A 3094-nucleotide genomic window follows, 5' to 3' on the forward strand; every position below is an offset into this window, starting at 1 on the left:
GTCTGGACGGACGACGAGCCGCTGGAGTGCTGCTCCGTGGTCCCGGAAGCGCCGGACACTGCGACGATATCCTTCGTAGCACCCAACGGCGCTCCCTTCCGCTACCGCCCGGGACAGTTCCTTACGCTGGAAGTGCCGGTTCCGGGCGGACCGGAATGGCGGACCTACACGATATCCTCCTCGCCCTCGCGCCCGCTCGGCGTCTCGCTCACCGTCAAGGCGCAGCCGAACAGCGTGGCGACGCGCTGGATGCTCGACAACATCCGGCCCGGCATGCAGATCCGTGCGAAGGGCCCAGCCGGAACCTTTGCGCTCGCGCCTGACGCACGCGAGAAGTACCTGTTCATCTCGGCCGGGTCGGGCGTCACCCCGTCCGTGTCGATGACGACTTACCTGTTCGACCGGGGCACCGGGATAGACGTTGTCCTGGTAAGCTGCGCTAAGCGCCCCTCTGAACTCATATGTCGCCGCTCACTCGAGCTGATGGCGGCGCGGGTTCCTTCGATCAAGCTCCATTTCATCGTCGAGCAGGAGGATCCGTTCGACGTATGGACCGGCTATCGGGGGCGGCTGAGCCAGATTCTGCTCGGCGCGATCGCGCCAGATTACCTCGAGCGGCACGTGTACTGCTGCGGACCCGAGCCGTTCATGAAGAGCGTGCGTGACATGCTGAACGCGCTCGGTTTCGACATGTCGCGCTACTTCCAGGAGAGCTTCACCCAGCCCGTCTACACAGACGCCCAAGGGCCGGATATCGGAGACTTCGTCCCCAAGGAAGCCGACCCGGCCGAGCTTGTCTTCGAGTCGTCTGGTGTCACGGTGCAATGCAGCCAGGCAGACACGATCCTTCGCATTGCCAAGTCCGCCGGGCTGAACATCCCGTCGGGCTGCACGATCGGCGTCTGCGGGACCTGCATGATCCAGAAGACCTCAGGGGACGTGCACATGGTCCATAATGGAGGCATCTCCGACGAGGACATCGCGGACGGGTACATCCTGGCCTGCTGCTCGCACCCGATCGGCCGCGTGACCGTCGACGCCTGACGGCCGTTCGCCCGGAATACGCACCTCCTTCCATCGCACCGCTCTAAGAGGAAAAGGTTGGATATGATGGGACTCAGCGGCAAGGGCGCCCTCGTGACCGGGGCTGCCGGCGGAATCGGTCGCGCCATCGTGGCCAGGTTGCGCAATGCGGGCGCGGCGGTCGCGGTTGCGGACCGCGACGCCGCGCGGATCGAGGCCGAGGTGCGCTTGGCTGGAGATTTGCTCGATGGCGCATACGCGGACGGTCTGCCCAATGCGGCCGCGGCCGCACTCGGTCGGCTCGACATCCTGGTCAACAACGCCGGCGTCATCACCCGGGGGCCGGTGACGGAGACGTCGGATGCCGATTGGACGCTTTCGGTCGGCGTCAACGTCGAGGCCCCATTCCGGATCTGCCGCGCTGCAATCCCGTTGATGGCCGAGGGCGGCGGCGGCGCGATCGTCAACGTGGCGTCCTGCTGGGGGCTGCGGCCAGGGCCGAACCATGCGCTCTATTGCATGACGAAGGCAGCTCTCGCCTCGCTCACGCAGTGCATGGGCATGGATCACGCCCATCAAGGCATTCGGGTCAACGCGGTCTGTCCGAACGAGGTCGACACGCCGATGTTGCGCTCCGGCTTCGCCAAGCGAGGATTCGATCCGGACAATGCGGTCGCCGAGCTTGGCAAAACCGTGCCGCTCGGCCGTATCGCCCGACCCGACGACATCGCGGACGTCGTGCTGTTCCTGATCTCGGATGCGGCACGCTACATGTGCGGCTCGCTCGTCGAGGTCAATGGCGGGAAGCCGGTCGGATGAGGCGCTTCGACGGGAAGGTCGCGCTCGTCACCGGTGGACGCAGCGGGATCGGTCGCGCGATCGCCGAGCGGTTGCGCGACGAGGGTGCACGCGTCTTCACGGCGCAGCGTGTGGCGTCTTCCGAGTTCGAGTCGATAGCGGCGGACCTCGCCGATGCCGAGGCCGGTGCGAACGTCATCCAGGCCGTGATCGCCAAGGCGGGCAGGCTCGACATCCTCGTCAACAACGCGGGGATGATGGTGGAGGCTGGGGTCGAAGACATGGGCCTCCACGCCTGGGAGCGCACCCTGCGCGTGAATCTCACGGCGCCCTTCCTCATGATCGCGGCGGCGCTGCCGCACCTTCGCCAGTCTCGCGGCTCCATTGTGAACATCGGCTCCATCGAGGGGCTCAGTTCCAATCCACGGCATGCAGCCTATTGCGCCTCGAAGGCGGGGCTACATGGGCTGACGCGGGCGGTGGCCGTCGATGCCGGGGCCGATGGCATCCGCTGCAACGCGGTCGCGCCGGGCTGGATCGATACCGACTTGAACGTCGAATTCATCGAAAGCATGCCGGACCCCGTCGCATTCCGGCGCGAGATCGGCCGCATCCATCCGATCGGCCGAACCGGCAAGCCGGGCGAGGTTGCAGCACTGGTTGCCTTTCTTGCGGCAGAGGAGAGCGGCTTCGTCACCGGACAGGTTTACACGGTTGACGGCGGCCGGATGGCCAAGCTCAGCCTGCCATAGTGCCATCGCCTGCGCGAGCCACGCGAACCACCCGATCCGGCGTGAACGGATCCCCGTCGGCGGTGTGTGGTACCCGGACCTTTCCATTTTCGGTTCCCAAAGTGACCTCGTTCGGATCGAACGACCCTGGTCAGGAAGTATTTCCGACAATCTCTGGAATTTCGATGCCGTCGGGGATTGCGTACGACGCCATGTTCCGGCGGGACAATTCGAAGTGCTCCCGCACGATCGCTGCCGCCCTGTCAGCATCGCGTTGCTTGATCGCGTCGATAATTTCGTCGTGCTGATCGGCGGCAACCGTCAGATTGCTCCGCGGGTCCGCAGTGGCTGAAGCTCCTGCATAGAACACTCGCCCTATCCTGGAATGATCGATCAGCAGGCGTCGAAGGCTTGGCAAAAGATATTCGTTGCGGGCGATCTCGCCTATGGCAAGATGGAACGCGTCATTCGAGAAGACGCGTCCCCGAAGGTCGTCATCTTCAATTGCTCGTCGGAATTCCCGCTGAATGGTCTGCAAACGC

Annotated in this window: 4 protein-coding genes; 3 read left to right on the top strand and 1 reads right to left on the bottom strand. The window is 64.8% G+C overall.

The genetic code is table 11. The features are described from left to right. From JOY90_RS17370 to JOY90_RS17380, 3 genes are all read left to right on the top strand, one after another. A partial coding sequence (locus JOY90_RS17370) for a hybrid-cluster NAD(P)-dependent oxidoreductase (RefSeq protein ID WP_291692347.1) occupies positions 1 to 1044 on the top strand: 1044 nt, incomplete at its 5' end. A gap of 66 nt (positions 1045 to 1110) precedes the next feature. Further along, complete coding sequence (locus tag JOY90_RS17375; RefSeq protein ID WP_291692350.1) at positions 1111 to 1842, top strand: SDR family NAD(P)-dependent oxidoreductase; 732 nt, start codon at positions 1111 to 1113, stop codon at positions 1840 to 1842. Then, complete coding sequence (locus tag JOY90_RS17380; protein WP_291692348.1) at positions 1839 to 2573, top strand: SDR family oxidoreductase; 735 nt, start codon at positions 1839 to 1841, stop codon at positions 2571 to 2573. Before JOY90_RS17375 ends, JOY90_RS17380 begins: the two co-directional genes overlap by 4 nt. A 130-nt stretch (positions 2574 to 2703) precedes the next feature. On the opposite strand, the gene JOY90_RS17385 is transcribed toward JOY90_RS17380, so the two are convergent. Next, on the bottom strand, positions 2704 to 3094 hold a 391-nt coding region (locus tag JOY90_RS17385), incomplete at its 5' end, for a GntR family transcriptional regulator (RefSeq protein WP_291692349.1).

The sequence above is a fragment of the Bradyrhizobium sp. genome (assembly GCF_019242285.1).
Lineage (GTDB): Bacteria > Pseudomonadota > Alphaproteobacteria > Rhizobiales > Xanthobacteraceae > Bradyrhizobium.

Coding starts and splice junctions, on each gene's coding strand:
- JOY90_RS17375 (WP_291692350.1), top strand. CDS start 1,111: ATGGGACTCAGCGGCAAGGGCGCCCTCGTGACCGGGGCTGCCGGCGGA.
- JOY90_RS17380 (WP_291692348.1), top strand. CDS start 1,839: ATGAGGCGCTTCGACGGGAAGGTCGCGCTCGTCACCGGTGGACGCAGC.